Source organism: Salipaludibacillus daqingensis, from assembly GCF_029891575.1.
GTDB classification, from domain to species: domain Bacteria; phylum Bacillota; class Bacilli; order Bacillales; family Salisediminibacteriaceae; genus Salipaludibacillus; species Salipaludibacillus daqingensis.
In genome coordinates this window covers 72,838-98,728 of record NZ_JARZHF010000008.1, presented here as the reverse complement: position 1 = coordinate 98,728, position 25,891 = coordinate 72,838, and the positions used below count along the sequence as shown (strand labels likewise).

17 protein-coding genes and 1 tRNA gene are annotated in these 25,891 nt (G+C 39.7%); 11 read left to right on the top strand and 7 right to left on the bottom strand.

The window, feature by feature from the left end:
- The first annotated feature begins 11 nt into the window (after positions 1-11).
- Both QDN89_RS15755 and QDN89_RS15750 read left to right on the top strand, forming a co-directional pair.
- A complete protein-coding gene (locus tag QDN89_RS15755) occupies positions 12-1,082 on the top strand; it encodes a Gfo/Idh/MocA family protein (protein ID WP_280771123.1) in 1,071 nt (356 codons plus the stop codon).
- Between the two features lie 202 nt (positions 1,083-1,284).
- Positions 1,285-2,646, top strand: coding sequence for an aspartate kinase (locus QDN89_RS15750; protein WP_280771122.1), 1,362 nt, complete (start codon positions 1,285-1,287; stop codon positions 2,644-2,646).
- Positions 2,647-2,908: 262 nt separating this feature from the next.
- Here the strand turns inward: QDN89_RS15750 and QDN89_RS15745 are convergent, their stop codons facing one another.
- Positions 2,909-4,369, bottom strand: a complete 1,461-nt coding sequence (locus QDN89_RS15745; RefSeq protein ID WP_280771121.1) for an alpha-amylase — start codon at positions 4,367-4,369, stop codon at positions 2,909-2,911.
- A gap of 97 nt (positions 4,370-4,466) precedes the next feature.
- Positions 4,467-5,381, bottom strand: coding sequence for a homoserine O-acetyltransferase MetA (metA, locus tag QDN89_RS15740; protein ID WP_280771120.1), 915 nt, complete (start codon positions 5,379-5,381; stop codon positions 4,467-4,469).
- A gap of 194 nt (positions 5,382-5,575) precedes the next feature.
- Here metA and QDN89_RS15735 point away from each other — a divergent pair, with 194 nt between their 5' ends.
- Together QDN89_RS15735 and QDN89_RS15730 are read left to right on the top strand one after the other, a co-directional pair.
- Complete coding sequence (locus QDN89_RS15735; RefSeq protein ID WP_280771119.1) at positions 5,576-6,349, top strand: Cof-type HAD-IIB family hydrolase; 774 nt, start codon at positions 5,576-5,578, stop codon at positions 6,347-6,349.
- Positions 6,350-6,562: 213 nt separating this feature from the next.
- Complete coding sequence (locus QDN89_RS15730; RefSeq protein ID WP_280771118.1) at positions 6,563-7,414, top strand: methyl-accepting chemotaxis protein; 852 nt, start codon at positions 6,563-6,565, stop codon at positions 7,412-7,414.
- A 19-nt stretch (positions 7,415-7,433) separates the two neighbouring features.
- On the opposite strand, the gene QDN89_RS15725 is transcribed toward QDN89_RS15730, so the two are convergent.
- Positions 7,434-8,654 (bottom strand): NAD(P)/FAD-dependent oxidoreductase, encoded by a 1,221-nt coding sequence (locus QDN89_RS15725; RefSeq protein WP_280771117.1) that lies wholly within the window; start codon positions 8,652-8,654, stop codon positions 7,434-7,436.
- A 213-nt stretch (positions 8,655-8,867) separates the two neighbouring features.
- Here QDN89_RS15725 and QDN89_RS15720 point away from each other — a divergent pair.
- Positions 8,868-8,944: transfer RNA gene (locus QDN89_RS15720), tRNA-Arg, on the top strand.
- Between the two features lie 840 nt (positions 8,945-9,784).
- Here QDN89_RS15720 and thrB read toward each other — a convergent pair.
- Genes thrB through QDN89_RS15705 form a run of 3 tightly spaced genes read right to left on the bottom strand, consistent with a single transcriptional unit; the run spans position 9,785 to position 13,064 of the window.
- The gene (thrB, locus tag QDN89_RS15715; RefSeq protein WP_280771116.1) at positions 9,785-10,705 is read right to left on the bottom strand and encodes a homoserine kinase; all 921 of its coding nucleotides are present in this window, start codon (positions 10,703-10,705) and stop codon (positions 9,785-9,787) included.
- A complete protein-coding gene (gene thrC / locus QDN89_RS15710) occupies positions 10,705-11,766 on the bottom strand; it encodes a threonine synthase (protein ID WP_280771115.1) in 1,062 nt (353 codons plus the stop codon). The genes thrB and thrC overlap by 1 nt, the downstream gene beginning before the upstream one ends.
- Complete coding sequence (locus QDN89_RS15705) at positions 11,763-13,064, bottom strand: homoserine dehydrogenase (protein ID WP_280771114.1); 1,302 nt, start codon at positions 13,062-13,064, stop codon at positions 11,763-11,765. The genes thrC and QDN89_RS15705 overlap by 4 nt, the downstream gene beginning before the upstream one ends.
- A 311-nt stretch (positions 13,065-13,375) precedes the next feature.
- Between QDN89_RS15705 and QDN89_RS15700 the strand changes: the two genes are divergently transcribed.
- From QDN89_RS15700 to QDN89_RS15675, 6 genes are all read left to right on the top strand, one after another.
- The gene (locus QDN89_RS15700; protein ID WP_280771283.1) at positions 13,376-14,392 is read left to right on the top strand and encodes a Gfo/Idh/MocA family protein; all 1,017 of its coding nucleotides are present in this window, start codon (positions 13,376-13,378) and stop codon (positions 14,390-14,392) included.
- A 171-nt stretch (positions 14,393-14,563) separates the two neighbouring features.
- Positions 14,564-16,210: a GGDEF domain-containing response regulator gene (locus QDN89_RS15695; RefSeq protein ID WP_280771113.1), complete on the top strand. Its 1,647-nt coding sequence runs from the start codon at positions 14,564-14,566 to the stop codon at positions 16,208-16,210.
- The gene (locus tag QDN89_RS15690; RefSeq protein ID WP_280771112.1) at positions 16,207-17,253 is read left to right on the top strand and encodes a HEAT repeat domain-containing protein; all 1,047 of its coding nucleotides are present in this window, start codon (positions 16,207-16,209) and stop codon (positions 17,251-17,253) included. Before QDN89_RS15695 ends, QDN89_RS15690 begins: the two co-directional genes overlap by 4 nt.
- Positions 17,254-17,275: 22 nt before the next feature.
- On the top strand, positions 17,276-18,673 hold the full coding sequence (locus tag QDN89_RS15685) for a glycosyltransferase family 2 protein (RefSeq protein ID WP_425335414.1): 1,398 nt from the start codon (positions 17,276-17,278) through the stop codon (positions 18,671-18,673).
- A 10-nt stretch (positions 18,674-18,683) separates the two neighbouring features.
- Complete coding sequence (locus tag QDN89_RS15680) at positions 18,684-19,055, top strand: response regulator transcription factor (RefSeq protein WP_280771109.1); 372 nt, start codon at positions 18,684-18,686, stop codon at positions 19,053-19,055.
- A 2-nt stretch (positions 19,056-19,057) separates the two neighbouring features.
- Positions 19,058-22,291 carry an ATP-binding protein gene (locus QDN89_RS15675; protein WP_280771108.1) on the top strand — a complete coding sequence of 1,078 codons (3,234 nt, stop codon included), beginning with the start codon at positions 19,058-19,060 and terminating at the stop codon, positions 22,289-22,291.
- Between the two features lie 237 nt (positions 22,292-22,528).
- Here the strand turns inward: QDN89_RS15675 and QDN89_RS15670 are convergent, their stop codons facing one another.
- Entirely contained in the window at positions 22,529-25,759 is a 3,231-nt protein-coding gene (locus QDN89_RS15670) for a hypothetical protein (RefSeq protein WP_280771107.1), read from the bottom strand.
- Positions 25,760-25,891: the final 132 nt, after the last annotated feature.

The following is a 25,891-nucleotide window of genomic DNA, read 5'->3' as shown; positions in this document are numbered from 1 at the left end:
GACGGAAAACTATGACACAAAAATGTAACGTTGCTGTCGTTGGTTTTGGAGGCATGGGTGGTCATCACGTTGATCATTTAATGGAGATGGATAGTTTTAAAGTAGTTGGGATTCACGATATACGTAAATCACAAGAAGAGTTAGCTCGAACAAAAGACCTTCATGTTTATCCAGAATTAGAAAATGTATTAGAAGATGAAGCGGTAGATGTGGTGCTCATTGCTACGCCGAATCAAATTCATAAAGAAATCGCAGTAAAAGCAATGCGAGCAGGGAAGAACGTTATTTGCGAAAAACCTGCAACGATGAACAGCAAAGAGATGGAAGAAATTATCAAAGTGGAAAAAGAAACAGGGCAGTTGTTTGTTGTGAACCAAAACCGTCGCTGGGACGAAGATTACTTAGTCATTAAGAAACTCTACGATGAAAAAGCGATTGGTGATATTTTTAATGTGGAATGTCGTGTTCATGGTTCTCGTGGCATTCCTGGGGACTGGCGTCAGGAAAAAGAATATGGTGGCGGAATGCTTCTTGATTGGGGCGTGCATCTCGTTGACCGCGTTCTATTAATGTTTAATGAGAAGGTTCATGATGTTCATTGCACGTTTAATCATGTGCGAAACCATGAAGTGGATGACGGATTTAAATTAACGCTGACGTTTGAAAGCGGAAAGACGGCATTTCTTGAAGTTGGAACGTATAATTATATCAACCTTCCTCTTTGGTACGTGAACGGAACGGAAGGTTCTGCTGTTATTCATGATTGGTCGATGAAAGGGGAAGTCGTTCATTTGGAGACACATGAACAAAAGGATGCAAAGCCTATTACGGCTGGAGCTGGTTTGACGAAAACGATGGCTCCTCGCTACGATGACGGGACGGTCAAGCACCTCCCCTTGCCACGAATCGATTCAGATATTAGCGACTTCTACTTGAATGTAAAAGATACGATCAATGGAAACACAGAAGTTCTTGTGAAAAATGAAGAGGTACTTCGGGTCATGCGTCTCCTTGAAGCGGCATTTGAGTCGGACGCAAAAGGACAAGTTGTCGCCTTTGAAAAGAAAGTTAGCGTTAAATAATCAACAAGGGTGTTGTCTTGAAAAAAGGCAACATTCTTTTTTAGCTTTTTGAACGGTAAATTTTCTCTTTTTACATTTTTTCATAGCGATTCTATTGCCGATAACGTACGATTCTAGTATACTTGTTTTACATTTCTACCTATGAAAAACATTTGTGTTTTTCTAGAGGACAATACCGATGTAAAGAAGGAGTTTTGGGAAGATGAAAGTGGTCAAGTTTGGCGGAAGCTCGCTAGCAAATGGAACCCAGTTTAAAAAAGTAGCTAACATTGTCTTTGCCGATAAGGAGCGACGCATTGTTGTCGTATCAGCTCCAGGAAAACGGTCGGATGAGGATATTAAAACGACAGACTTGCTCATATCACTTGCAGAGGCAGTTTATTCTGGTGGTAATGAACGTGAGGCTCTTCACCAAGTCCTTATGCGCTTTGCTGATATTATTGAAGAACTAGAATTAGGTGAAGCTCTCTTAACGGAAATTGAGGAACACCTCCTTTCGTTAATATCAACATACCGTGAAGATGAGGAACGTTTATATGATGCGTTAAAAGCAAGTGGAGAAAACCAAAATGCGAAATTGGTGGCTGCCTTTTTCACAAAGCTTGGTGAAGAGGCTCATTATGTCTCTCCACAAGAAGCGGGAATTATTGTCACGGATCAGCCAGGAAATGCGCGAATACTTCCAGAGGCATATAATGAGATAGCTAAATTACGAGATCGAACGGGAATCTTGGTCATTCCAGGTTTCTTTGGCTACTCTAAAGTTGGGAATATCGTTACTTTTCCTCGTGGTGGATCAGATATTACTGGATCGATTGTCGCTGCAGGCGTCGATGCTGACATCTATGAAAATTTCACCGATGTGAATTCGATTTATAGTGTAAATCCAAATCTAGTAAAAGATCCGAATAAAATGAAAGAAATTACGTATCGAGAAATGCGTGAGTTAGCTTACTCAGGCTTCTCTGTGTTTCATGATGAAGCGTTGCAACCTGTTGTTACGAAGAAAATTCCAGTCCGTATCAAAAATACGAATAAACCGGAATCACCTGGCACAAAAATCGTTGCTGATCGTGTACCAGAGGGGATGCCTGTTGTGGGAATTGCGAGTGACAAAGGGTTTTGCAGCATAAATATTACGAAATATTTGATGAACCGCGAAGTAGGTTTTGGTCGACGTCTATTAGAAATTCTTGAGGAAGAGGGAATTTCCTTCGAACATACCCCTTCTGGAATCGATAATATGTCTGTCATCCTTCGTTCGCATCACTTACACAATGGGATTGAAGAGCGCGTCTTAAACAAGATTCGTACAGAATTATTAGTAGAAGATGTCCACGTGGAACGAGACTTGGCGATGGTAATGGTTGTTGGTGAAGGAATGGCTAGGACGGTAGGTGTTGCTTCAAGAGCCACAACGGCGTTATCTGAGGCAGGCGTGAATATTAAAATGATTAACCAAGGGTCATCGGAAGTGAGCATGATGTTTGGGGTCGATGCAGGTCACGCAGATTTAGCAGTGCAAAGTTTGTATCATGCTTATTTCACACCAGTCAAACATTAAATGAATGAGATTATCCCCCTAACGAAAAAGGGAGGATAATCTTTTTTTTATTTAGATGAGGAGGAGGAGCGTTTGTGCACATAACAAATTGCGATAAATTTCGTGAACCGAAAACCTTGATTAAGTCTAGATGCCGCTCTTAAAAAGCAAACAAGCAAATACAATAACCAAATAAATCCACTTCGTTCCAGCATTCCGCCAACTAAAAAAAGCTGTGAAGGGATGGGCTTTATTCCTTCACAGCTCGCTAAATTCCTAACTTTTATTTTTCAGTAGAAACATATACGGAAACAGATTCACTTTTTACTGGGAAAAGTCCGTAGCCTTCTTCATCAATTAAAATCTCTTCTGTAATGTTTTTCATCACATCGGTCCACGTTTCACCAGCACGATGAACACCTACGAACATTCGTTTATCACCATCGTCACCGTTCGTAATAACGACAGCACAGCCGGAGTGGGGGATGTCCACTTCACCGAGACGAACCCAACCAATTGTATTAGGGTGATCTAAGTAGTCATGTTGTTCTCCGTATGCGTGATGATAACGAGCATCTAATAAAGGATCAATCAACGCTTTTTTTCCAGGGATCGGATTGTCACCGTTGATTCCAATATAATCCCCATAGAAGACACAAGGTAAACCATCTTGTCGAAGTAAAATAAGGGCATAGGCGAGCGGTTTGAACCAGTCTTCTACCCAAGACTCCAACGCCTCATGCGGTTGAGAATCATGGTTGTCCACAAACGTGACAGCATTCGATGGGTGGTGAGATACAATGGTTCGATCAAAAATGCTGCTCAAATCATATTCTCTTCCAGATTGGGAAGCGACGTGTAAATGATAGTGAAGTGGCACGTCAAATAAATCAATCTGAAAATCAACGAAGTCTAAGAAGTTCTGACAAGACTCTAAGTCAGGATTCCAAAATTCACCGACTAAATAAAAGTCGTCACCGAATTCTTCGCGTATTTCTTTCGCAAAATCAGCAATAAAATCATGATTAATATGCTTAATCGCATCTAGGCGATAACCGTTACAAGATGTTGTTTTTGCAAACCATTTACCCCAGTACATCATTTCATCACGAACTTCAGGGTGATAGTAGTCAATATTAGCAAACATCAAGTAGTCATAGTTACCAAATTCATCATCGACGTGTTCGTTCCAACGTTTATGCTCGCCTAAAATACGGTATATGCCATTTTCACCTTTCGAATGATCATAATCAGTTCCATTAAAATGATTAAAGTCCCATTGGAAAGAGGAATGTTTTCCGTCTCGTCCTGGAAAATCGAACTTCGTCCAACCTTCAATTTCAAAAGGTTCAGAAATTTCTTCATGACGGTCTTCTGGATGGACTTCTATAACATGAAACATTTCTGTTTCATCAGCACCTGCTTTATGATTCATGACCACATCAGCATAAACTTGAATGTCTTGATTGTGACAAGCTTCAATGCCTTTTAGTAATTCATTTTTCGTACCATATTTCGTTCGCACAGTTCCTTTTTGGTCAAATTCACCTAAGTCATAGCCATCATAAATGCCATAACCGTTATCTGCTTGGGTAATCCCTTTTGTTGCAGGTGGAATCCAAACCGAATCAATTCCGTGTTTCTTAAGCTCAGGTGCAAGGTTTTCAAGCTGATTCCAATGGTCCCCGTCGTTTGCAAGATGCCATTCAAAGAACTGCATCATCGTGTGGTTTCGTTTCGTCATGGTGATCTCCTATCTAAGATGGTATTGAATGATCAGGATGACGTGTATCGTTCCCACAATTGAATAAACCTCTTTTAGAGCTCTTAGTAACCAATCATTAAGTCCATTCAAATGGCGTTTGTTGATAAACGTAATAATTGAGCCAATTTGAAAAAAGAAGGTGAGCGTGGGAACGCCAACGGTTCATCGGTTGCTCATTCGGATCATTATTCGGGAAGTAGTGTGCAGGAATTCGTACACTTAACCCCCGGTCTAAATCTCGCTCATACTCTTCTTTCAGTGTGACTGTGTCATATTCCAAGTGTCCTGTTGCCATGATGTGTTTTCCGTCTTTCGACATCATCAAGAATGGACCAGCTTCTTTCGATGTTGCTAATAGCTGTAAGTCCTTGTGGTTATGAAGCTCTTCTTCAGATATATTTGTATAGCGAGAATGAGGGGCGATAAATTCATCATCGAACCCTCTAAGAAGTTCAATTTTACCCTGTCCGTTAAAAATGCGATGACGGAAAATGCCAGAGCATTTTTCTTTTAACGGAAATTTGTCAATACCATAATGGTGATATAATGCGGCTTGAGCTCCCCAACATATGTGCATGATGGAGGTGACGTTATCTTCTGCCCAATCCATTATGTTAGACATCTCTTCCCAATATTGCACTTCTTCAAACTGGAAATGCTCAATTGGTGCACCTGTAACGATCATCCCATCAAATTTTCGATGACGAATACTAGCAAAGTCTGTATAGAAATCTTCCATATGAGACTTGCTCGTATTTTTCGATTCGTACGTGACCGTTTTCAAAAACGTAATGTTTAATTGAAGCGGTGTATTCCCTAAAAGTCGCAGTAAATGCGCTTCTGTCTTCTGCTTATCTGGCATCAAGTTTAAGATAACGATATTCAAAGGTCGAATATCTTGGGTGTCCGCCCGTTCATCTTCCATGATGAAAATATTTTCTTTTTCCAGTACTTGTCTTGCAGGCAATCGTTTTGGTATATTTATCGGCATAATGAACCTCCTTCGCTTTAAAGTGCGAACGTTTAGAATTTTTAATAAACATTATTATAACAGTTGAAAGAAAATCTACAATGGTTTTGCCACATATAATGGCGAATGTGACGCAATTCACGTATAATAGAGTCATTGTGAATGGAAAAAGGACGAATAATTGAACGAACATGAGAATGAAAGGTGATCAGAATATGAGTAGAAAATTGATTTTTTTCGATATTGATGGAACATTGTTAGATCATGATAAAAAGTTACCGGCATCAACGGAAGAGGCCATTGCCACATTAAAACAAAAAGGACATTATGTTGCAATTGCAACGGGAAGAGCACCCTTCATGTTTGAAAAACTTCGTGAGAGGTTAGGAGTGTCTACATATATTAGTTTTAACGGACAATATGTAGTTAAAGACAACAAACCAATCGTAAAAAATGCTCTTGATAAACAAGAATTGATTCGGCTGACGGAAACGGCAATTAGTCATGATCATCCGATTGTATACATGGACGAAAAAGACATGAAAGCAAATATACCTTATCATCCCCGCATTGAAACGAGCATTGGATCGTTGAAGTTTGATCACCCTGCTTATGACCCTTCTTATCTTGAAGGAAGAAATATCTATCAGTCGCTATTGTTTTGTACGAAAGAAGAACAAGCACCATATGAAAAAGCATTTCCTTCCTTTGATTTTATCCGATGGCACGAATTTTCTACGGATGTTCTTCCATCTGGTGGCTCTAAAGCAATTGGAATTGAAGCAGTGATGAACGAACTGGCTATGAAAAAAGAAGATGTCTATGTTTTTGGTGATGGACCAAATGATATAGAGATGCTTCAATTCACGCCTAATAGTGTCGCAATGGGAAACGCATTGCCTGAAATTAAAGCAGTCGCAGGATTCGTGACAAAAGATGTAGACGCTGACGGCATTGTCCATGGGTTAAAACACATGGGACTATTGTAATTATTTCTTGAAAGTGTAATGAAATAGCTATATGATTAACTTAAGTTCATATGTCGGTCGGAGACAGGAGTAGACCAAGTATACCCTAAATACGTGACGCGTATTTATGCATGCTTGCGTCTGCTCTTTTTTTGTATAGCTTTTTTGCGCATGGGTCATCCAAAAAATGATAGAGATGTTTCTAACGTTCAAATTTAGTTAGGGGGAAATCGTATGCAGAGCAATTCCAGTATCCTTCGTTCGCTTCAAATGATTACACCGTTGATTCGTGACTTAAATGTGGAAGATTGTTTCGTAGCATTAACAGATTTAACAACTTTCATAGCCTATGAGCCAGGAGAAAAACTAGATATTGAAGTGAAAGTTGGCGAAAAATTTCGCAAAGGTGGCATGAATGACAGTGTTATTCAGACGGGACAACGAGTCGTAAGGCATGTACCTAAAGGTATTTATAAAATTCCATATGTAGCTGTAGGCATTCCAGTTTTTGAAGAAAAGAAAATCGTTGGTTGCTTAACGATGTGTGTATCAACGGATCGCGAAGAGAGAATTCATGAAATGGCGGAAACACTAGACCAAGCTGTCAGTCATATTGTCAAAAATACAGAAGACCTTGCTACCGGTTCAAAAGGATTATCAGATGTTAACGAAAGGTTAAACGACGCTATGACAGATGCAAACGAAGCACTCAAGGAAATTGTCGGAGTCACTTCCTTTTTAAAAGGATTAACCCGGCAAACGACGATATTAGGATTTAATGCATCTATTGAGGCAGCACGAGCTGGTGAATACGGCAAAAGTTTCGGCGTTGTAGCAGATGAAATTCGCAAATTTGCAACAACAACAGATGAAGCAACTGGAAAAATTACGTTAAGTATGGGAGAAACGGAAAAGAGCATGCTCGCAGCGCAAGAAGAAACAAAGGAAACACAAGAGTACACGAATCAACAAGATGCCAAATTACAAGAAATGCTAGGCGTTACTCAAGAATTGAAAGCACTAACGTCAGAGCTTCGAGAAATGGCTAGTTTAATCAATGAATCTCGAAGCTCTGAAGCAAAATAGGAAAAGAGAAGGGGTTTCTTTAGGAAAGTGCTTTGACAGGTCTTGACTGCTCGTATAATTCAAACCCCGGATGAGGCTGAGCGGAGAGCTTGTCAGCAATTAATTTAGCTAAAATCATACTATAAACGGTCCCGTTATCGCCAAAGCCAAAGAGAAAGAAGCAGTTTGGATAGTCAGGGTACTCACCTATAATCGGAAGGCCATCGTGTGTACCGCCATAGAAAGCGGCAGAATAGTAGTCCGGTTCGACTTGAATAGATGGGAATAGTTTATTGAATTCTTTTACCAATCGGTCTCGTTTGTTAATCAGCTTACTGTCACGGACTTCAGGGTAAAACGTCGTTTCATCGAGACCACCAATGATGACGCGATCATCAGCGGTCGTTCTAATGAACACATAGGGGCGTGCTGTCTCCCAGATCAAAGACCGCTCAAACCATGTTGAAAAATCTTGAACGGGTTTCGTAGTCACGGTATACGTACTGACGAACACACTGTTTTTTTCTTTTTTAATATCCGTTCCTTCATAACCTGCAGCGATTATCACTTTTTTTGCATGAATGAGGTTACCTGTTTTCGTTCTAACCTGAACTTGATTATTCTGGAAATCCATACCATTAACTTCGGTATTTTCAAAAATTTGAATACCTTTTTTAGCGGCATACTCAAGCAGACTGTGAGTGAATTTAAACGGGTTAAGTTCTCCATCGTCATAAGAATAAATGGCTGCGCGCTTTTCAAATGGATAGCGTTCTGCAATGTCTTTTTCTGAAAATAAATCCAATGGGAAACCGTGTTTTTTAAGCAGGATAGCTTCTTGTTTGAGACGTTCCACATCTTCAGCATAGCTGGCAAAATTGAGGCTGTTCCTTCTTGTAAACTCGAATGGACTAGGGCATTTGGTTTGCGCATTTTCAATCTCATTAATCGCTTGTCTGCATAAATCTAGGTGACGTCCGACATATTCTTCCCCGAAAGAATGAATGAGATCTGTGAACATTCTTTCACCTGAATATTGAATAAGTGCGGTGTTGGTAGCGGTACTTCCATGACCGATCGTTCCTTTTTCCACGACGACGACATTGAGGTTCCGGTCTGCTAAATAATAGGCGCATTGTGCTCCAGATGTACCTCCACCGATAACTAATACATCGCAAGTGACATCTTCACTCAATGTTTGATAAGAAGGTGGTGAAGGCATAGTTGTAGGCCAATAGTACGTTCCAGATTGTAAGTTCATTTATGGCTGACAGCTCCTTTGATGAATACGTTATCTCTTAGTATGAACATAAAAGATAACGACAATAAATCCATTTCTTGGAGTTTAATTAAGGCAGAGGCTATGTTAGAAATTGGGTAAAAATGGGTTGGTGAATGGATTCATTGTAAATTGTCCTTTGAAAATGGTTGCATTTCCTTTATAATATGAAAGGTACGTTATTCGTTTCGACAAGACCCTGTAGCTCAGCAGGATAGAGCAACTGCCTCCTAAGCAGTAGGTCGGAGGTTCAAATCCTCTCAGGGTCGCCAATACAAACTTGTTCAAACCCTTGGTAGATAAGGGTTTTTATTTTTGTTTAGCCGCACTATGTCAATAGTTTTTATCAAGAAAATTTCTCTTTTTGGACAATACTAAATAAACTATATGTTATAAAAAATGTAAAATACATGTTAGCAACTTGCTTGGATTACCTATTAAATTGATTTAATTGTCATAATCAGAAGTCTATGATCCCTTCGCTTATGGATCTACATTGATGCAACCTGGCTAGTAGGGTAATTATCCCAGGAAATTATAGATTTTTGAGTTGTGGATAAGTTTTGGGTATCATTGTCATAAAGGGAGTGGAGCATCTTGTGACTGTAGCGAGCTGATTTTGGTAAAAGACGGTCACAAGAGAGAGGGTCTTGTGACCGTAGCGAGCCGATTTCAGGAAAAGAGGGTCACAAGAGAGAGCATCTTGTGACCGTAGCGAGCCGATTTCAGGAAAAGACGGTCACAAGAGAGAGCATCTTGTGACCGTAGCGAGTGGATTTCAGGAAAAGAGGGTCACAAGAGAGAGGGTCTTGTGACCGTAGCGAGCCGATTTCAGGAAAAGACGGTTACAAGAGAGAGGGTCTTGTGACCGTAGCGAGCTGATTTCAGGAAAAGACGGTTACAAGAGAGAGGGTCTTGTGACCGTAGCGAGCCGATTTCAGGAAAAGACGGTTACAAGAGAGAGGGTCTTGTGACCGTAGCGAGTGGATTTCAGGAAAAGACGGTCACAAGAGAGAACGTTTTGTCCTTGGATATGCCAATACATCAAATAACCCCCTCGGTTAGAGGGGGTTATTTGTATTATCTTAAAATTGTTTCGAATCAGCTAAAACCTAAAGTTGATTCGAAGATACGGCCTTTTCTGACACAGTGACTCCGTGGCGATCAACTTCTAATAATTCCACACTGTGCTCTTTGAAGTGACCGCGAAGTTGAAGTTTCACTTCTTTACCGACCCCTTTCGGAGCAAAGAACAAGATGATCGGTCCTGCACCACTTAACGTTGCGCCGTAAACAGGTAACTCTTCCGCTAGTTCTGCGGCTTTTTGCCATTCAGGAATAGACGGCATTCGGTAAGGACAGTGGAATAAATCTTTATTCATCATTTTTCCGGCCAATACCCAATCTCCCTGTAAAATAGCGGCAACGAGTACGTTACTAATGCTACTTGCTTCCACCGCTTCTTTGTGAGAAAAAGCTTTCGGTAAAGCCTCTCGTGATTCCTTCGTACTCAGTTCGTATTCAGGAATAACCGCGACCAAATCGATATCTGGGACACCAGCGTAAACGATGTTCGTCTCCTCTTCACGGTGACTACCAATGATAAGTCCACCATAGATAGAAGGTGCAACATTATCAGGATGGCCTTCGTGAATACTAGCCCACCGTGTCTTTTCCGCTACGGATAAGTCTAAATCCAGTAGTTGATTAGCTAATTCAATTCCTGCAACGATCGCAGAAGCACTGCTGCCAAACCCACGAGACAGGGGGATGTCACTTTCCATCGCAACCTCCACAGAAGGAAGATCTCGTCCGTATTCGTTAGAGATCCAATCTGCTACTTGAAAAATAAAGTTTTCTTTATCTGTAGGAATACCTTCTAAGTTCGCCGATTTCATGACAAATTTCCACTGCTCGCTACTTTTAACATGGAGCGTTAAATAACGGTTTAACGCCATGCCTACAGAATCAAAACCAGGCCCTAAGTTCGCCGTACTAGCAGGGACGCGAATCGAAAAGTCCATCTGACTCATTATGACTTCACCCGCCCTAGCATGTGATCGATGACCACTTGCTCATTGTTTGGAAGGGCAACTGGTTGAACAGGAGCTGTATCAATCGCTGTGTTCGGATCTTTAAGTCCATTTCCAGTTAAGACGGCCACAACACGAGAACCTTTCTTAATTTCTCCAGATTTTAACTGCTTAATTAAACCAGCAATTGAAGCGGCAGATGCTGGTTCTGCAAATACGCCTTCTTCCCGAGCTAATAGTTTATATGCTTCGACAATTTCTTCATCCGTAACAAAGTCAATTTTTCCAGAAGAGTCATTTGCTGCACTAACGGCTTTGTCCCAGCTTGCAGGGTTACCAATTCGAATCGCTGTTGCCAGCGTTTCAGGTGCATCAATGATACGATTTTGCACAATTGCAGCTGCACCTTCTGCTTCAAACCCACGCATTTGCGGTAAGCCAGTACCTTTCGCTGCATGGTATTCTTGGAATCCTTTCCAATAAGCAGTAATGTTACCTGCATTTCCAACTGGGATGGATAACACGTCTGGTGCCGATCCAAGGGCATCACAGATTTCAAAAGCAGCTGTTTTTTGTCCTTCAATTCGATAAGGATTCACAGAGTTTACGAGCGTAATTGGAGATTGCTCAGCCAAACTACGAACCATTGTTAAGGCGTTATCAAAGTTACCTTCAATTTTAAAAATCTCAGCACCGTAAACGACGGCTTGAGCTAGTTTTCCCATGGCAATTTTTCCATCAGGAATAACGATAAGGCAGCGCATTTTCGCTTGGGCAGCATAGGCGGCTGCAGCGGCAGATGTATTTCCAGTAGACGCACACATAATCGCTTCGCTTCCAGATTCTTTCGCTTTTGCAACAGCCATAACCATCCCACGGTCTTTAAAAGATCCAGTAGGGTTGGCACCATCATACTTGACGTGTAAATCAATGTCCCACTTTTCAGATAGATGCTTTAACGGTAAGAGGGGAGTGTTACCCTCTTGTAAAGAAAGCATTGGTGTATTTTCGTTGACTGGTAAGTACTGCTTATATTCTGATAATAGGCCACGCCACATCATTTTTTAATTTCCCCTTCCACGCGGTAGCTACTCTTCACTTCGACTACCACATCGGTGTCGTTTAACTCTTCGACGACCGTTTCATAGTTTTTCTTGGATACTGCATGTGTTACGAGAATGATCTCCGCTAACTTGCCTTCATTTAATGGAACTTGAAGGATTTTTTCTAAACTTACACCGTGTTCATCAAACAACGACGTTAACACGGAAAATGTCCCTGGGACATCTTTTGCATGGATACGTAAGAAATATTTCGAGAAAATTTCATCGTCCGTTTGTAATTTTTTCTCAAATTGTGGGATGACCACACTGTTTCCATTGACACCTAAACGTTTATTTTTCAGTACTTCGACTAAGTCAGAGACAACAGCCGTTGCTGTTGGAAGTTGCCCTGCACCAGGCCCGTAGAACATCGTTTCTCCAACTGCTTCACCGTAGACGTAAACAGCGTTATATTCATCATCGACAGAAGCTAGTGGGTGTTCGTGTGGAATAAGGGCTGGTTGCACACTCACTTCTACTTTTTCACCGTTACGGTTGGCGATGCCGACAAGCTTCATCGTATAGCCCAGTTGGTCAGCATATTGTAAATCTTGACTCGTTACTTTTGTAATACCTTTAACTGAAACATCGTCAAGGTCTAGGTTCATCGAAAAACCTAGTGTACCGAGGATCGAAATTTTTCGTGCAGCGTCAAGTCCTTCAATGTCTGCTGTTGGATCAGCTTCTGCGTAACCTAGTGCTTGTGCCTCTTTCAGTACTTCACTAAAAATACGACCTTCTTTCGTCATTTTTGTCAAAATATAATTGGTTGTACCGTTTACAATACCCATCATTTTCGTAATGCGATCAGAAGCGAGTCCTTCCACTAACGTGCGTAAAATAGGAATGCCTCCAGCAACACTAGCTTCGTAGAAGAGATCACAGTCTTGCTTGTCAGCTAGTTGGAGAAGTTCACTACCATGCACAGCCATTAAATCTTTGTTAGCAGTGACAACGTGTTTGCCAGCTTCTAACGCTTGTCGAATGTAGCTTCGTGCATCATCAATGCCACCCATGACTTCTACAATAACATCAATATCAGGATCATTTAAAACATCTTCTGCATCCAATGTTAATTGCTCTTGTGAAACTTCTACTTGGCGTTTTTTGTTTAAATTATTTACAAGAATTTTTTTAACACGAACACCACAACCAAGTTGGTGTACTAATTTATCTTGATGGTCTTGAATAATTTGTAGGACACCTGTTCCTACCGTTCCAAAACCGAGTAAGCCAATGTTCATATCTTTTGTCATTCCTCACCACTCCTAAAAACGTCTCTAATTAGCGTACATTTGTTTTTCTATAAAGGACATTATAGAGAGATTTTAGCTATAAAACAACCGTTTTTAACGAAATAATCAAATAAATGTGCTTAATTGAACAGCTTTTTCACTTGTTTGCGCTTACATTAGTGTTTTAAAAAAAGATACGCCAAAATACGCCTTAGTTGTATGAAGGACAATAATGTTATTTAATGGAGAAAGAGGAATAATCCATGCAGACGAATAAAACAAATAACGAGAATTAAAGGTTCCTACGAAAACGATATAAAAAGGGGATTATTATCATGAAATACGGAGTAATTGGCACGAATTTTATAACGAACTGGTTTATTGAAGCAGGAAAAAGTATCGACGATTTCAAGCTTGCTGCCGTGTATTCAAGGACAGAAGAGCGAGCGAAAGCTTTTGCAGAGAAACATGAGGCTTCCTATATTTTTACCAGTTTAGAAGAGATGGCAAAAAGCTCAAACATTGACGCAGTTTATATTGCAAGCCCAACTTCTTTTCATGCTGAACAAGCGATCATGATGATGAATCACGGGAAACACGTTCTTTGTGAAAAACCGATCGCCTCCCATCATGAAGAAGTGGAAGCAATGATACATGCAGCAAATGAAAATAACGTTGTACTTATGGAAGCGGTGAAAAACACAGCATTACCTAATTTTCAGAAGTTGAAACAAGCGATAGAACGTATTGCACCTGTAAGAAGAATGGTGACGAGTTATTGTCAATATTCGTCGCGATACGATGCATTTAAGGAAGGAACCGTATTAAATGCATTTAATCCTCAGTTTTCAAATGGTGCATTGATGGATATTGGTTTGTATTGTGTTTATCCGATTGTGGAGTTATTTGGAAAGCCAGATCACGTGAAAGCATCAGGGGTAAAGCTTTCTTCTGGTGTGGATGGAGAAGGGACGCTGCTGTTGACGTATCCTGAAATGGAAGCGGTAGCGATGTATTCCAAAATTACGCAATCCTCGTTGCCTTCAGAAATCCAAGGGGAGGAAGGGACCATTGTAATCGATCATATCCAAAAGTTAGAAGAAGTTCATATTCATTATCGAGATGGACGTAAGGAAGAAATTAGCACGACCTTAGATAACGACTCGATGAGTTACGAGATTCAAGCGTTTCATGACAAAATAAACGGTCACAACGAAACATCATCGATAAACAGTTTAACAACATCGTTAATGACCTCAGAAATCATGACAGAAGCGAGGGATCAGTTAGGGGTTCTTTTCCCAGCTGATGAAGGAAGATCCGACAAAAGGTATAAAGGATTGTCCTAGTTATAAGAAGGACAATTTGTCTTATCAAGATGAAATGAGTCGAAGGATGACGATATTTTCTAAATATTGTCGTTTTTTCGTGGAGATGGTTGTATAATCGATGTATCAAATGTGTTTAACAATGTGAAAAGAGTGGAGTAGTATCATTCCAAAGCAAGGTCGTGATCAACAATGATGGAAAAGTATCAAAAGATGATGTTTGATCGATTAGAAAAAACGATAAGGGAATGGCAAAAGCAGAAGTACGTATATGAGTATGAATTATATCGTTTTTTTCATAGTGTCAAAGGAACGGCAGGAACAATCGATATGAGAGAGTTGTCCCAAGAAGCAGGGAGACTGCTTTTTTTCGTTGATGAAAAAAGTAAAAAAAAGTGGAAAGACTCCGACTGGAGACCATATTTAGACCGATTGGAAGCTAAATTTGAACACGTTTATCGTCAGAACGAGATAATGCTTGCGAGCGAAGAAGTAGCGGTGACAAGTGATTTACTCTCAGGAGAAAAGGATATTCCGTTCATTCTATTGATAGATGATGACGTAGAATTCGTTACATTTATGAAAGATTTTCTTGAAGAAAATGGGTTTCAAGTCGTTATTGCTTTAACAGGAGAAAAAGGCTTGGATTTATTTTATAGCATGAAACCAAGCATGATTATCATCGACTTTGTGTTGCCTGACATAGAGGGGATCTCCGTACTAGCCCAAATCATAGAAAAAGCGCGGAAAGATTTTACGTCGGTCATGATGGTCAGTGCCCATACATCAGATGAAAATCGAACAAAAGCATATGAACTAGGTGCTCATGATTTCATTGGAAAACCAATTAAAAAGGATGTATTCATTCCATTTGTAAAAAATCGGATGGAGTTCCGTGACAATATCTTAAAACAAGTAGCACAAGATGAATTAACTGGAGCGTATAACCGAAAATTTTTAGAAAATGAGCTCTACCTTCAAGGAGAGCTTCTTAAACAAGGGAAAAATAATGTTTATTCGTTCTCTATGGTGGATTTAGATCATTTCAAAGTAATTAATGATAAGTATGGACACCAAGTCGGGGATGAAGTGTTGCAAACGTTTGTTGAGAAGTTCAAGGAAACGAAAGACCCCGAAGACTCGATCAGTCGATATGGGGGAGAAGAGTTTGCCGTCGTGTTTCCAAATACGACAGCAGAGGAAGCCGTACAGAAGATTTCCAAATGGAGGAAAGTGTTTGGTGAAACAAGATTTGAGTCTGATATGGAAACCTTTCAAGTAAACTTCTCTGCTGGCGTAAAAGAAGTTTGTAACCCTAACCAACATCGTAAAGACATCGTGGACCAAGCGGATAAAGCGTTGTATTTCGCGAAAGATTCAGGTCGAAATCGAACATCTATTTATGAAGAAACGTTGGCAGAAATGAAGACGAAAAGTGATGTCACACTGATTATCGTTGACGATGACAGAGTTGTTAGGGAGATGTTGACTCACCATTTTTCTAGGAGACAATTGATCTCTGGACGACCAATCATCGTCAAAACTTATTCCGATGGTATTTCCTTCCTAGAAGACAACTGGTATGAGAGTGATCAACAATACGTTATCCTTCTTGATGGCATGATGCCTAAAATGGATGGAATGGAAGTGTTACATAAAGTGAGACAGACATATGGCGATAAAAACATTGTCATATCGATGCTAACTGCTCGTAAAGGAGAACAGGAAGTAGCAAGAGCGTTAAATATTGGAGCGGATGATTATATGTTGAAACCATTTAACGTTCAAGAAGTAGCGGCTAGACTAGATCGATTGATTGAAAGAATGTATAGCCGATGATGATTGAGATTGCATTATGGACTGCTGGGGCTCTCTTATTTATTCAGTTTTTCCTCCTAGTTTATATTCTTGTTGGAAAAATAAAGTTTAATCGTTTTGAAGCAAAAGTCGAACAAATTTATAAGAATATTCTTCCAGACTATCTTTCTTTTATTTCAGGAGAAACAAAGTATGAGCCGAGACTTCCTAAATCGGAGAAGTTAAAAAAAGAAGTGCTTGAAAGACTATTAAACGACCTGGCAGATAACACAGCTAATCCTACGGAATTAGATCAGATTCAATTCATCGCCGAAACCCATTTAACAACAATTTATCAAAAAAGTCTATCGAGTGATGGGTGGGCTTATCGCGTGAATACTCTTTATTTCATTGAAGAATTTAAGATGTTTGGATTGAAAGAAGACGTATGGCAACATTTAAAAACGTTGCAGCATGAGGACGAAGAGTATCGCCAAACGCTGCGAGTGTTGGCTATGTTTCAAGAAGACCGTTTAATTGACTATATGATACGTCAAACAGAGATGCCGTTAGGGTTGGTGAAAGACTTGTTTCGCAGGTTTTCGCCTACGTCTTTTAGTAAATTAGTTTCGTTGTTAGAAGGAGGGGAAGATTCTGTTCCTTTGTCTCTGGAGTTGGCATTTATCGGTTATTGCGGAGAATCAGGAAACTATGAATTTTTGTCGCTAGTGGAGAAAAAGATGGAAGATTCTCGTAAAGAAATTCGCTTAAAAGCACTTCGAAGTCTTTGTGAATATCAATACTGTTCTGATAAAAGCTGGATCAAAGGTTTTTTCTCATCAGAGCATTGGGAAGAACGGATGTATGCTGCACGTCTTGCAGGAATTATGAACTTAACAGAATACAACGATGATTTAGTATTCCTTGCAGGAGACCAAAGCTGGTGGGTACGATTTGCCGCGTGTGAAGCGATAAATAAAATCCCAGATGGAGAAATTTTATTGGAGTATGTTTCCACACAGCATGAAGATAGCTATGCGAGAGACATGGCGCAACAAACATTAACGATGAAAGGGGGACTATAAAGTGAGTGATGGCATTTCCATAATGATGCAAATTGTGGCGATTATGATCATTGTATATATGATCTTTGTTGGACTTACTTATGTGGCCCTTTTTATCATTGCTGGTCCTCGGGTAAAACGAGAAAGTAAATTAAATCGTAAAGAACAAATTGAAGAAATTTCGATTAATAAAGATACCTTTCCAGTCTCAGTCCTCGTCCCCGCTTTCAACGAAGAAGTGGGGATTGTTAGTACGGTAAGGTCCATGTTGGGCTTAAACTATCCTCAGTATGAAGTGATTGTGATCGATGATGGATCAACAGACACGACAAGTGAGAAAGTGATTAGCCAGTTTTCTATGAGAAAAATTGACTTAGCGATGCGAAAATATGTTGAAACAGAACCTGTACAAAGTGCCTACCAATCAGAGCTTTATCCTCACTTGTTTTTAGTTATAAAGAATAATGGAGGCAAAGCAGATGCGTTAAATGCAGGCATTAATTTTTCTCGTTACCCTTACTTTTCCGCTGTAGATGGAGACTCCATTCTTGATCGGGATGCCTTATTAAAAACAATGAAACCGATCATTGATTCCAATGGTCAAGTAACAGCGACAGGAGGAACGGTGAGGATAGCGAACGGTTCTACCATTGTCCGTAGTCAAATCGAAAAAATTGCCTTGCCGCGTAATCCGGTCGTGATGATGCAAATCATTGAATATTTTCGGGCATTTCTGATTGGTCGATTAGGGTTAAGTCGAATGAATATTCTCTTAATCATATCCGGTGCTTTCGGAGTTTTCGAGAAAAATAGAGTCATTAAAGTCGGGGGATATAACAGAAATACCGTCGGGGAAGACATGGAACTCATTGTCCGAATGCATCGATCGATCAAAGATGAAAAATCCAATCAACGAATCGAGTACATTCAAGACCCGGTTTGTTGGACAGAAGCACCGTCAACATTAGCCTCCCTTCGTTCCCAAAGAAAACGATGGCAAAGAGGGTTAGCGGAAACGTTATGGACACATAAAAAAATGTTGTTTAATCCGAAATACAAGGGGATAGGTCTCTTCTCTATGCCTTACTATTTATTTGTTGAATTGTTGAGTTCTGTTTTTGAAATGATCGGTTATTTGATTATTATTTTAGGACTTACGTTCTCGTTCATTTCAATAGAAATCGCTACGGTCATGTTTCTTGTTACCGTCATGTATGGTTCGTTACTATCATCCTTAGCCGTATTACTAGAAGAATGGACGTACCATAAATACCCCAATTCAAAAAGCGTTATCCTGTTGTTCTTATGGGCATTAACAGAAACGTTCTGGTATCGACCGATGATGGTTTTATGGCGATGTGAGGGACTATTTCTCTCCTTACGAAAAAATGCAGAGTGGGGAAACATGAATCGAAAAGGAATTTCAAATGATGATAACTAGGAGGCATATAATGAGTAAAATACTCGTTGCAGATGATGAAGAAATTTTAAGAATGCTTATCGTTGATACGTTAGAAGACGAGGGGTATGACATTGACGAAGCAGGAGACGGGGCTGAAGCGTTGGACATGCTTGAAAAAGGAGATTATCACCTTGCTATCTTAGATTACATGATGCCTGAAAAAACAGGAATCGAAGTGGTGAAAAACTTGTCCAACGAAACAAAAACCAAAACGAAGTTAGTGATGCTTACGGCTAAGGCACAAGTGAAAGATAAACAAGAAGCAATGGAGGCCGGCGCTGATTATTACATGGCGAAACCATTTAGTCCATCTGATTTAGTGGACATGGTGAATCAAGCCTTTACAGAAGGGTTGAAATAACCATGTTTAAAAGCATACGATCGAAATTTATAAGTATCGCCGTCCTGTCTTTGGTCATCTTGACGTTCGTTGGAACAGGGTATTATATTCATCTCACATCCGTGTTAGACGAATTGGAACAAGAACGGTCTGAAGTATACGAGAAAGCGCTAATTGTGGAAGATTTAGAGTCATCATACAATGATATGCTGTTTCGAGCTCGAGGGTATTATGCCTTTTTAGATGAAAATGAAAAGAATCAGTTAGAAAATCGTCTAGAAGATTTTAAAAATCATTTATCTGAATTTGAGCAAGTAGCAGATTCAGAACAAGAGACTTTATTATACAATGACCTCGTGGTTTTTATCGAAAGGTATGAAAATGAGTTATTACCTGCAGCGATCACCCTTGTGGAAAATGAAAATTACCTCGGCCTTCGTGATTTAGCCAGCGGTGGAGCAAATGAGACAATTAATCAGTTTCTTGATTTCACAAGAGCGAATGAAGTCCAATCGAATCAACGATTGGACGACATTTATACGGAATCGGTAGATACTGCCAATCTCTTTACGTTGATCACACTTCTTGCTAGCGCAGGTGCTATTATTATCTTGTTTGTGATTATTTTTTATTTATTAAGGGATTTATTACGTCCAATTGATGATTTAAAACTAGCTGCCAATTCGCTAGCTGCTGGAAAAGAAGTCTACCATGATTTGGACGAAAGGAAAGATGAAATCGGAGCATTAAATCAGTCTTTCTATCATATGGCTCAAGCGATTCAAGAAAAAGAAGAAGAGTTAATGTCTCAAAATGAAGAATTACAAGCTCAGCAAGATGAATTAAGTGATCACCAAGACCAGATGAGGTATTACATTACCGATATTGAAAACATGAAACGGGCGATGGATCAGTTTTCACTCGTCACAACGATTGATGAAAATGGCGTGTTCACGTATGTAAATGAAAAATTTGTAGAGACAACAGACTATAAACAAGAAGAAACAATTGGTAAAACGTATAAGATGATGCTAGTAAGTGAGAATGACCGTGATTTTTTCAAAAACATAAAGCAACAAATTCAATCTGGTTCCATCTGGAATGGGGAAGGTCGATTCAGTACTGGAAGCGGAGGAGTCATTTGGTTACAGATGACTGTTGTTCCTTACGTTAATAAATATGGGCGTCCTTACCAATATATTGCGATCGGTTTAGATATAACAGAATCAAAACAAATGCAAAACAAACTAAAGGAGTCGCTAAGTCAGACAGAGAAAACAAAAACAAAATTAGAGCGTTATAACCAATTGAACCACGCTATGTCATTAGATGTTGGCAAAGAAAACTTTGTTTCTACTGTATTTAGCTATATCAATAAGCTTTATAATTTCGATAAAAGTGTCCTCATGCTTGTTGATGAACCTGTCTATCGAGCAATGGGGTTAACCCAAAAGACAATCGATCAATTTATTAATACGGATCATTCAGAGTTAGTGGAAAGATTAAAAAGTGAAAAACATTTAACGGTAAAAAGAAAGGCGACCCAGGCAGAACAAGGGTTAGCGGAAGAAGCAATAGAAGTCTATGATTACTACACAGGCGTTCGAAACGCTAACGGGGAAGTGATGGCCGTGCTTGCTGCGACAACGGTCGGTATGCCAGTTTGCGAAAATGACCTTTTGGAGTTAGATGGAATCATGAACAGGGTATCCATCGCATTAGAAAGAGTATTAATTTATGATGAAATCGAAGAGTCTAGAAAGCTTAATCAAGATATCATTAACAACGTAAACGAAGGGATTCAGTTTGTGTCCGAAACAGGAGACATGATCCAAATTAATGAAATGATGTGTGAGTTGTCCGGTTGCCAAGAGTGGTTAAAGAAAAAACCTGCAGCGAAAAATAAGTGGATGATAGCATTTACGAAAGCAGTAGAAAATCGAGAAGAAACAGCAACATTCTTCGATAAATGTATAACTGAAAATTATCGAGGAGCGTTAAATCATCAATATATTCTTTATAAAAATGGACAAGAAAAGGTCATTGACGTTTATGGTACGAGTGTTTTCAATGATGACAGTGAACGGGTAGGTACGATCTTTGTTCATCGAGATATTACAAGAGAACATGAACTAGACCAAATGAAATCAGAATTAGTTAGTACGGTTAGTCATGAACTACGTACGCCGTTGTCGAGTGTCCTTGGTTTTACGGAGCTTCTTTTGAAAAAGGATTTAAAGCCAGAAAGGCAACGAAAGTACCTTGATACGATTTACAAAGAGGCAAAGCGGTTAACAAACTTAATCAATAACTTCCTTGACCTGCAGAGAATGGAATCGGGCAATCAAAAATACGACATGGCTGTTTGTTCACTTGATACCATCGTCATGGATGTCATGAACAACTTCAAACATGTGAACAGCCATCAATTATCCTTTGTCGATGAGTCAAAATATGTGAAGGTAAAAGCCGATCAAGAAAGATTAGAGCAAGTGCTGACGAACCTGATTAGTAATGCGATTAAGTTTTCACCAGATGGAGGAAGTATTAAGGTACGACTGCAGAACGAAGAAAATCAAATGGTTATTCGTATTGAAGATCCAGGGTTAGGTATTCCAAAGGATGCAGTAGACAAGCTATTTAGTAAATTCCATCGAATTGATCAAACAGACCGAAAAAAAATCGGGGGGACAGGATTAGGATTAGCGATTGCAAAGGAGATCATAGATCAACATGATGGGTCTATTTGGGTAGAATCAGAAGAGGGAAAGGGCTCCATCTTTTCTGTTAGTTTGCCTCTACTAGATGGAATGATGAATGAAGAAACGATGCAATCAAGTTCGGCAACCTTTTCGCCGTCTTCCGTAATGATCATTGAAGATGATACGAGCCTCGCTTTACTGCTGTCAGAAGAACTTAAGGCGAATGGGTTTCGTGTCATCCATCATTATGATCCACAGAACGCCTATGATGACATCGTCCGGACAGAATTAACAGCTGTCGTCGTAGATTTGATGCTCGGAGAGGAAATGGACGGATGGGAACTCATTGAAAAACTAAAGCTCGATCCAAAAACGAAAGACTTGCCAATCGTTATCTCATCAGCACTGGATCGTTCTGATGAAAAAGTGCAACAATTTCAAGTAAATGAGTATTTAACGAAACCGTACCCACCAAATGAGCTGTCAAAGACTTTATTACAATTTGTTCAATCACAAGAGAAACAAGCTGGGGAAGTACTTTTTCCAAGAGAATAATGTGTGTTTTTTCATTCGTGGGACAAGGAGCCCCGTTATCCGTATGGGCTTCTTAAAGCGAATGGAGGACTTCCGTTATTAATTATTTCCAGACGAGACAGGATCGGTTTTAAGAATCGATGATAATGTCCAAATAGCATAGAAAAACGAGTCAGGAATATATATCCTAACTCGTTTTTTTCATTTATAGAGGTTTATGATAAAGGTTGATTTACGTTGCAAAAGAAAGTATATCTGTTATTCATCAACGGATAAAAATAATCGTTGTATCGTTTTATAAGATACTTTCAGTCTCTCTTCATATTCTGGTAAATCCCAGTTTTCCCAAACATACTTTTCTTTCGTTTGAAAAGAATCAATCATCTCATCATCTTTTGTAAGAGAAGCTGATATATCAATGCCATCGATGATGATAGAAGATTCGAGGCCACCTTCCGAAAAATTGCCAATAAATTCTTTTTGACTTGGATCTCGAGCATTTAAAAGCATCCATGGAATACGAATTTCTAAGATTCCAGTCTCCTCTGAAAAATAATAGTCCGCTAGGGAATCATAATTGGTGTGAGAAGGATCGCCAATTCCAAAACGAAGTTCCCCTGTTTCATAGTCTTCAAATGGAATCACTTCACCAGTATCAGGACGAACTTGCTCTCTATTTAGTGCGAGACGAATCGGCAGGAATGTCGTATCTTTGTCATCCATCTTTTCATCTGTTTCAGAAAGTAGAGCAACTTGTTCTGGATAATCATAGGAAAAAGAATCATAATCCGCTGCAATTTCTATATTAGCTGAAGATTCACCGTCTATCGTTAAACGAAAATCAGCTCGTATCGACTCGCTAGTGTTGCTTATGGGAATTTCTATTCCTTCGTCTTCACGAACGCTGAAAAACAGTTCGAGGCGGTTTTGTTCCCAAAAACGATCGCTTAGCTCGTCGAATGTTGATTGTAAATAAAGATAACGTTCATCATGATCCACTCTCAACGTTTGCATTGGACCGTCTTGTTTTTCAAAGAGTGTTTGTCCATCTAGCCAATCATTTTCCCCGTTTACATGCACTTTTAATCGATCAAAGCTGAGAAGACCAAACTGTTGCTCGTTCGTTTGCGCATTTGACCAAAAAGGACGTCTGTCAGGATTGTCATAGTCCATCGTATTCCACGTCCGTTTAAACCATTCATCTTGCCATGTGAAGATCATGCCACCGAGCATGTCTTGTTGCACAATATCTTCATATAAACGAGTCAAAATATCCCCCTGTTCGGATTCAGATATGAACCCTTGATTCCAGCCGAAAGGGTTTTTGTGCGTCATTCCTCTCGAAGCGGGAATCCCAAATTCAGCTATGAGAATAGGCATATCATGCGACTCGTTCAAGTCTTTCAAGTAGCCAGCATAGTTGTTTGGCTCGCCCCGATGGTCAATAAATTCCGTGTACTTTTCTTCTAAATTTAGAAAGTCAGGATAGTATGGATACACATGATAAGAAGCAAACATTCCGACAGCATCAGTATCCCTTATTGTTTTGATATGGTTTGGATCAACGGTTGCCATGTCTTCTTGCTCATCTGGTTCAGCGGCTTGATCCAAGTTATCGGTCGTAACCCAATTCGTAAAGCTTAACGGGCGCATGCTACTATATTCCGTCATTTCGTACGTCATAAGATGATCAAACTGCTCGGCCATCCAATGTTCCATAGGATTAGCATTTTCAGTGTATACATGGTCTCCTTTATAGTCTCCTAAATCAGGGTAATCTTGCTCCATCTGATCTACCATAAATGGATACCACTCAATACCAAGCACCCAGCCAATAACATAGGGAGAAATATCTTTGTTATACGTTCCAGATGCATGTCCAGGTTCTGAATCGACAACTGCTTGACCGTGAACGACATCGACGATTTTTTCCATTTCCGATTGGAATTCTTTGATAACTTCTGGTGTAAAAGCATCCAATGTTTCTTCTAACGGCTCTTCGTCTATCCATACTCCATGGAGGAGATATATAGGTTCATCTGCACGCTGGTTATAGTCATAAAGAGCGTCGTAAAAAGCTGGAGGATGAAGCGTATAAATACGAATCGAGTTAGCATTCACCTCACCGATTTGTTCAAACCAACGATCGTATTCTTCTCTTTTTATCGCAGCTTCTCCAGGAAAAGCTCCTGGTTTTCCCATACCCATGTTAATCCCTTTAAAAATAAAAGGTTCCCACTCATTATCATTGTATATTTCAAACTGCTGACCATTTATTCTCGACGGGAAAGACAAACTGTTGTGTTCGGCTTGATTCACGATAGAGAACGACTCTGCCGTCGTTTTCGCATCGACTTCCTTATTACTCGCTTTTGCGAAAATTTCTTCCATCATTGGACTATAAGTTTTCCAAAAGAAACTCGTTTCTGGAGTGAACGATTCAAAAGAAAATAACGAGCGAATCGTTGCGAACCCTGCTACTTGATAAAATCGTGGTACATTTGCTATGTCAGCGAAGTCACCGGCAAAATAATACACGTTTGCTTGATCTTTTTTATGATGTAAGATGGCAGGGAATTGAGTTGGAATTCCGTTTTCACTCAATTTCTTTTCGCCTTGAGTAGATAAATCCCACTCATAATTCGCTAGCACATCATCTTCTGCATGGGCTTCCAAAATGTCGAACCAATACTGGTAGGCTGGGCTGTTGGTTAGTCCAAATTCATTTTCCCCTTTATCTGTAAAAGCCAATCGGATACCCGTATCGTTTAGGTCTAGTTCTTCATCTGAGAGAACTACGATGTCTTCCGAATATTCATTTATTAAAACAAATCCTTCTCCGTTAAAAGTCCAAGCATTATTATAAGACTCATAACGTGTGATAACCCAGCTTGGTACTTCTTCGGATTCTTTATTCAGTTCGTTGAAATGACGGCCCATCCACCCTTGCCAATCTACTCGTAAAAAATCAGTGATATCATCTCTTACGTCGGGCGAAGTAGGGGAAGCAAAGGAGTTAAATTCCATAATTAGATCAGTGTTTTGTTCTGCGACACTTTCCTTGACTTGTTGCCATTCTTCTATTTCTAATCCTCCGTATATGAGGTTAGGTGGACCTTGGTTCGTTTGTTGGGTTTCATCTGACCAAGGTAAATCCTCTTCATATACACCATACGTATCAGCAATGTAAATGAGGTCGGTTCCTTCGAATGACTCAGGAAAGGGGACGACATCGTATGTTTCATCGTCTTCATTAGGCTGAAATCCGTAGTAGTCTTTTTCTTTAACATACTTTTCCCCATCATTTTTTACGTAGTGGTTATGATTCAAAAGCCAAGTAATACTCTGGTGCTCACGATACGTTTCGTCAGGAGCCGTTTTGTTAATAATGGCTACATCAAACGTTTCATTTTGTTGAAAATACCAAATCGTAAATGGAAGTACAATAAAGAATAGGAATGTAGCAAACGATATTACCGACTTTTTCATTCATAACACCCTTCATAAAGGAAATTTTTGTATGATCTATGAGAGTATTATAATCGTAAAAGAGTCGGGTGAACAGCAAAAAGAATGAAACCTTTAAGGTTTCACTCTAAGTATAATAAAGAGATCATTTTA

Excerpts from the sequence above, each read along its gene's own strand:
- QDN89_RS15755 (WP_280771123.1), top strand. The coding sequence starts at position 12 with ATGACACAAAAATGTAACGTTGCTGTCGTTGGTTTTGGAGGCATGGGT.
- QDN89_RS15750 (WP_280771122.1), top strand. The coding sequence starts at position 1,285 with ATGAAAGTGGTCAAGTTTGGCGGAAGCTCGCTAGCAAATGGAACCCAG.
- QDN89_RS15745 (WP_280771121.1), bottom strand. The coding sequence starts at position 4,369 with ATGACGAAACGAAACCACACGATGATGCAGTTCTTTGAATGGCATCTT.
- metA (WP_280771120.1), bottom strand. The coding sequence starts at position 5,381 with ATGCCGATAAATATACCAAAACGATTGCCTGCAAGACAAGTACTGGAA.
- QDN89_RS15735 (WP_280771119.1), top strand. The coding sequence starts at position 5,576 with ATGAGTAGAAAATTGATTTTTTTCGATATTGATGGAACATTGTTAGAT.
- QDN89_RS15730 (WP_280771118.1), top strand. The coding sequence starts at position 6,563 with ATGCAGAGCAATTCCAGTATCCTTCGTTCGCTTCAAATGATTACACCG.
- QDN89_RS15725 (WP_280771117.1), bottom strand. The coding sequence starts at position 8,654 with ATGAACTTACAATCTGGAACGTACTATTGGCCTACAACTATGCCTTCA.
- thrB (WP_280771116.1), bottom strand. The coding sequence starts at position 10,705 with ATGAGTCAGATGGACTTTTCGATTCGCGTCCCTGCTAGTACGGCGAAC.
- thrC (WP_280771115.1), bottom strand. The coding sequence starts at position 11,766 with ATGATGTGGCGTGGCCTATTATCAGAATATAAGCAGTACTTACCAGTC.
- QDN89_RS15705 (WP_280771114.1), bottom strand. The coding sequence starts at position 13,064 with ATGACAAAAGATATGAACATTGGCTTACTCGGTTTTGGAACGGTAGGA.
- QDN89_RS15695 (WP_280771113.1), top strand. The coding sequence starts at position 14,564 with ATGATGGAAAAGTATCAAAAGATGATGTTTGATCGATTAGAAAAAACG.
- QDN89_RS15690 (WP_280771112.1), top strand. The coding sequence starts at position 16,207 with ATGATGATTGAGATTGCATTATGGACTGCTGGGGCTCTCTTATTTATT.
- QDN89_RS15685 (WP_425335414.1), top strand. The coding sequence starts at position 17,276 with ATGATGCAAATTGTGGCGATTATGATCATTGTATATATGATCTTTGTT.
- QDN89_RS15680 (WP_280771109.1), top strand. The coding sequence starts at position 18,684 with ATGAGTAAAATACTCGTTGCAGATGATGAAGAAATTTTAAGAATGCTT.
- QDN89_RS15675 (WP_280771108.1), top strand. The coding sequence starts at position 19,058 with ATGTTTAAAAGCATACGATCGAAATTTATAAGTATCGCCGTCCTGTCT.
- QDN89_RS15670 (WP_280771107.1), bottom strand. The coding sequence starts at position 25,759 with ATGAAAAAGTCGGTAATATCGTTTGCTACATTCCTATTCTTTATTGTA.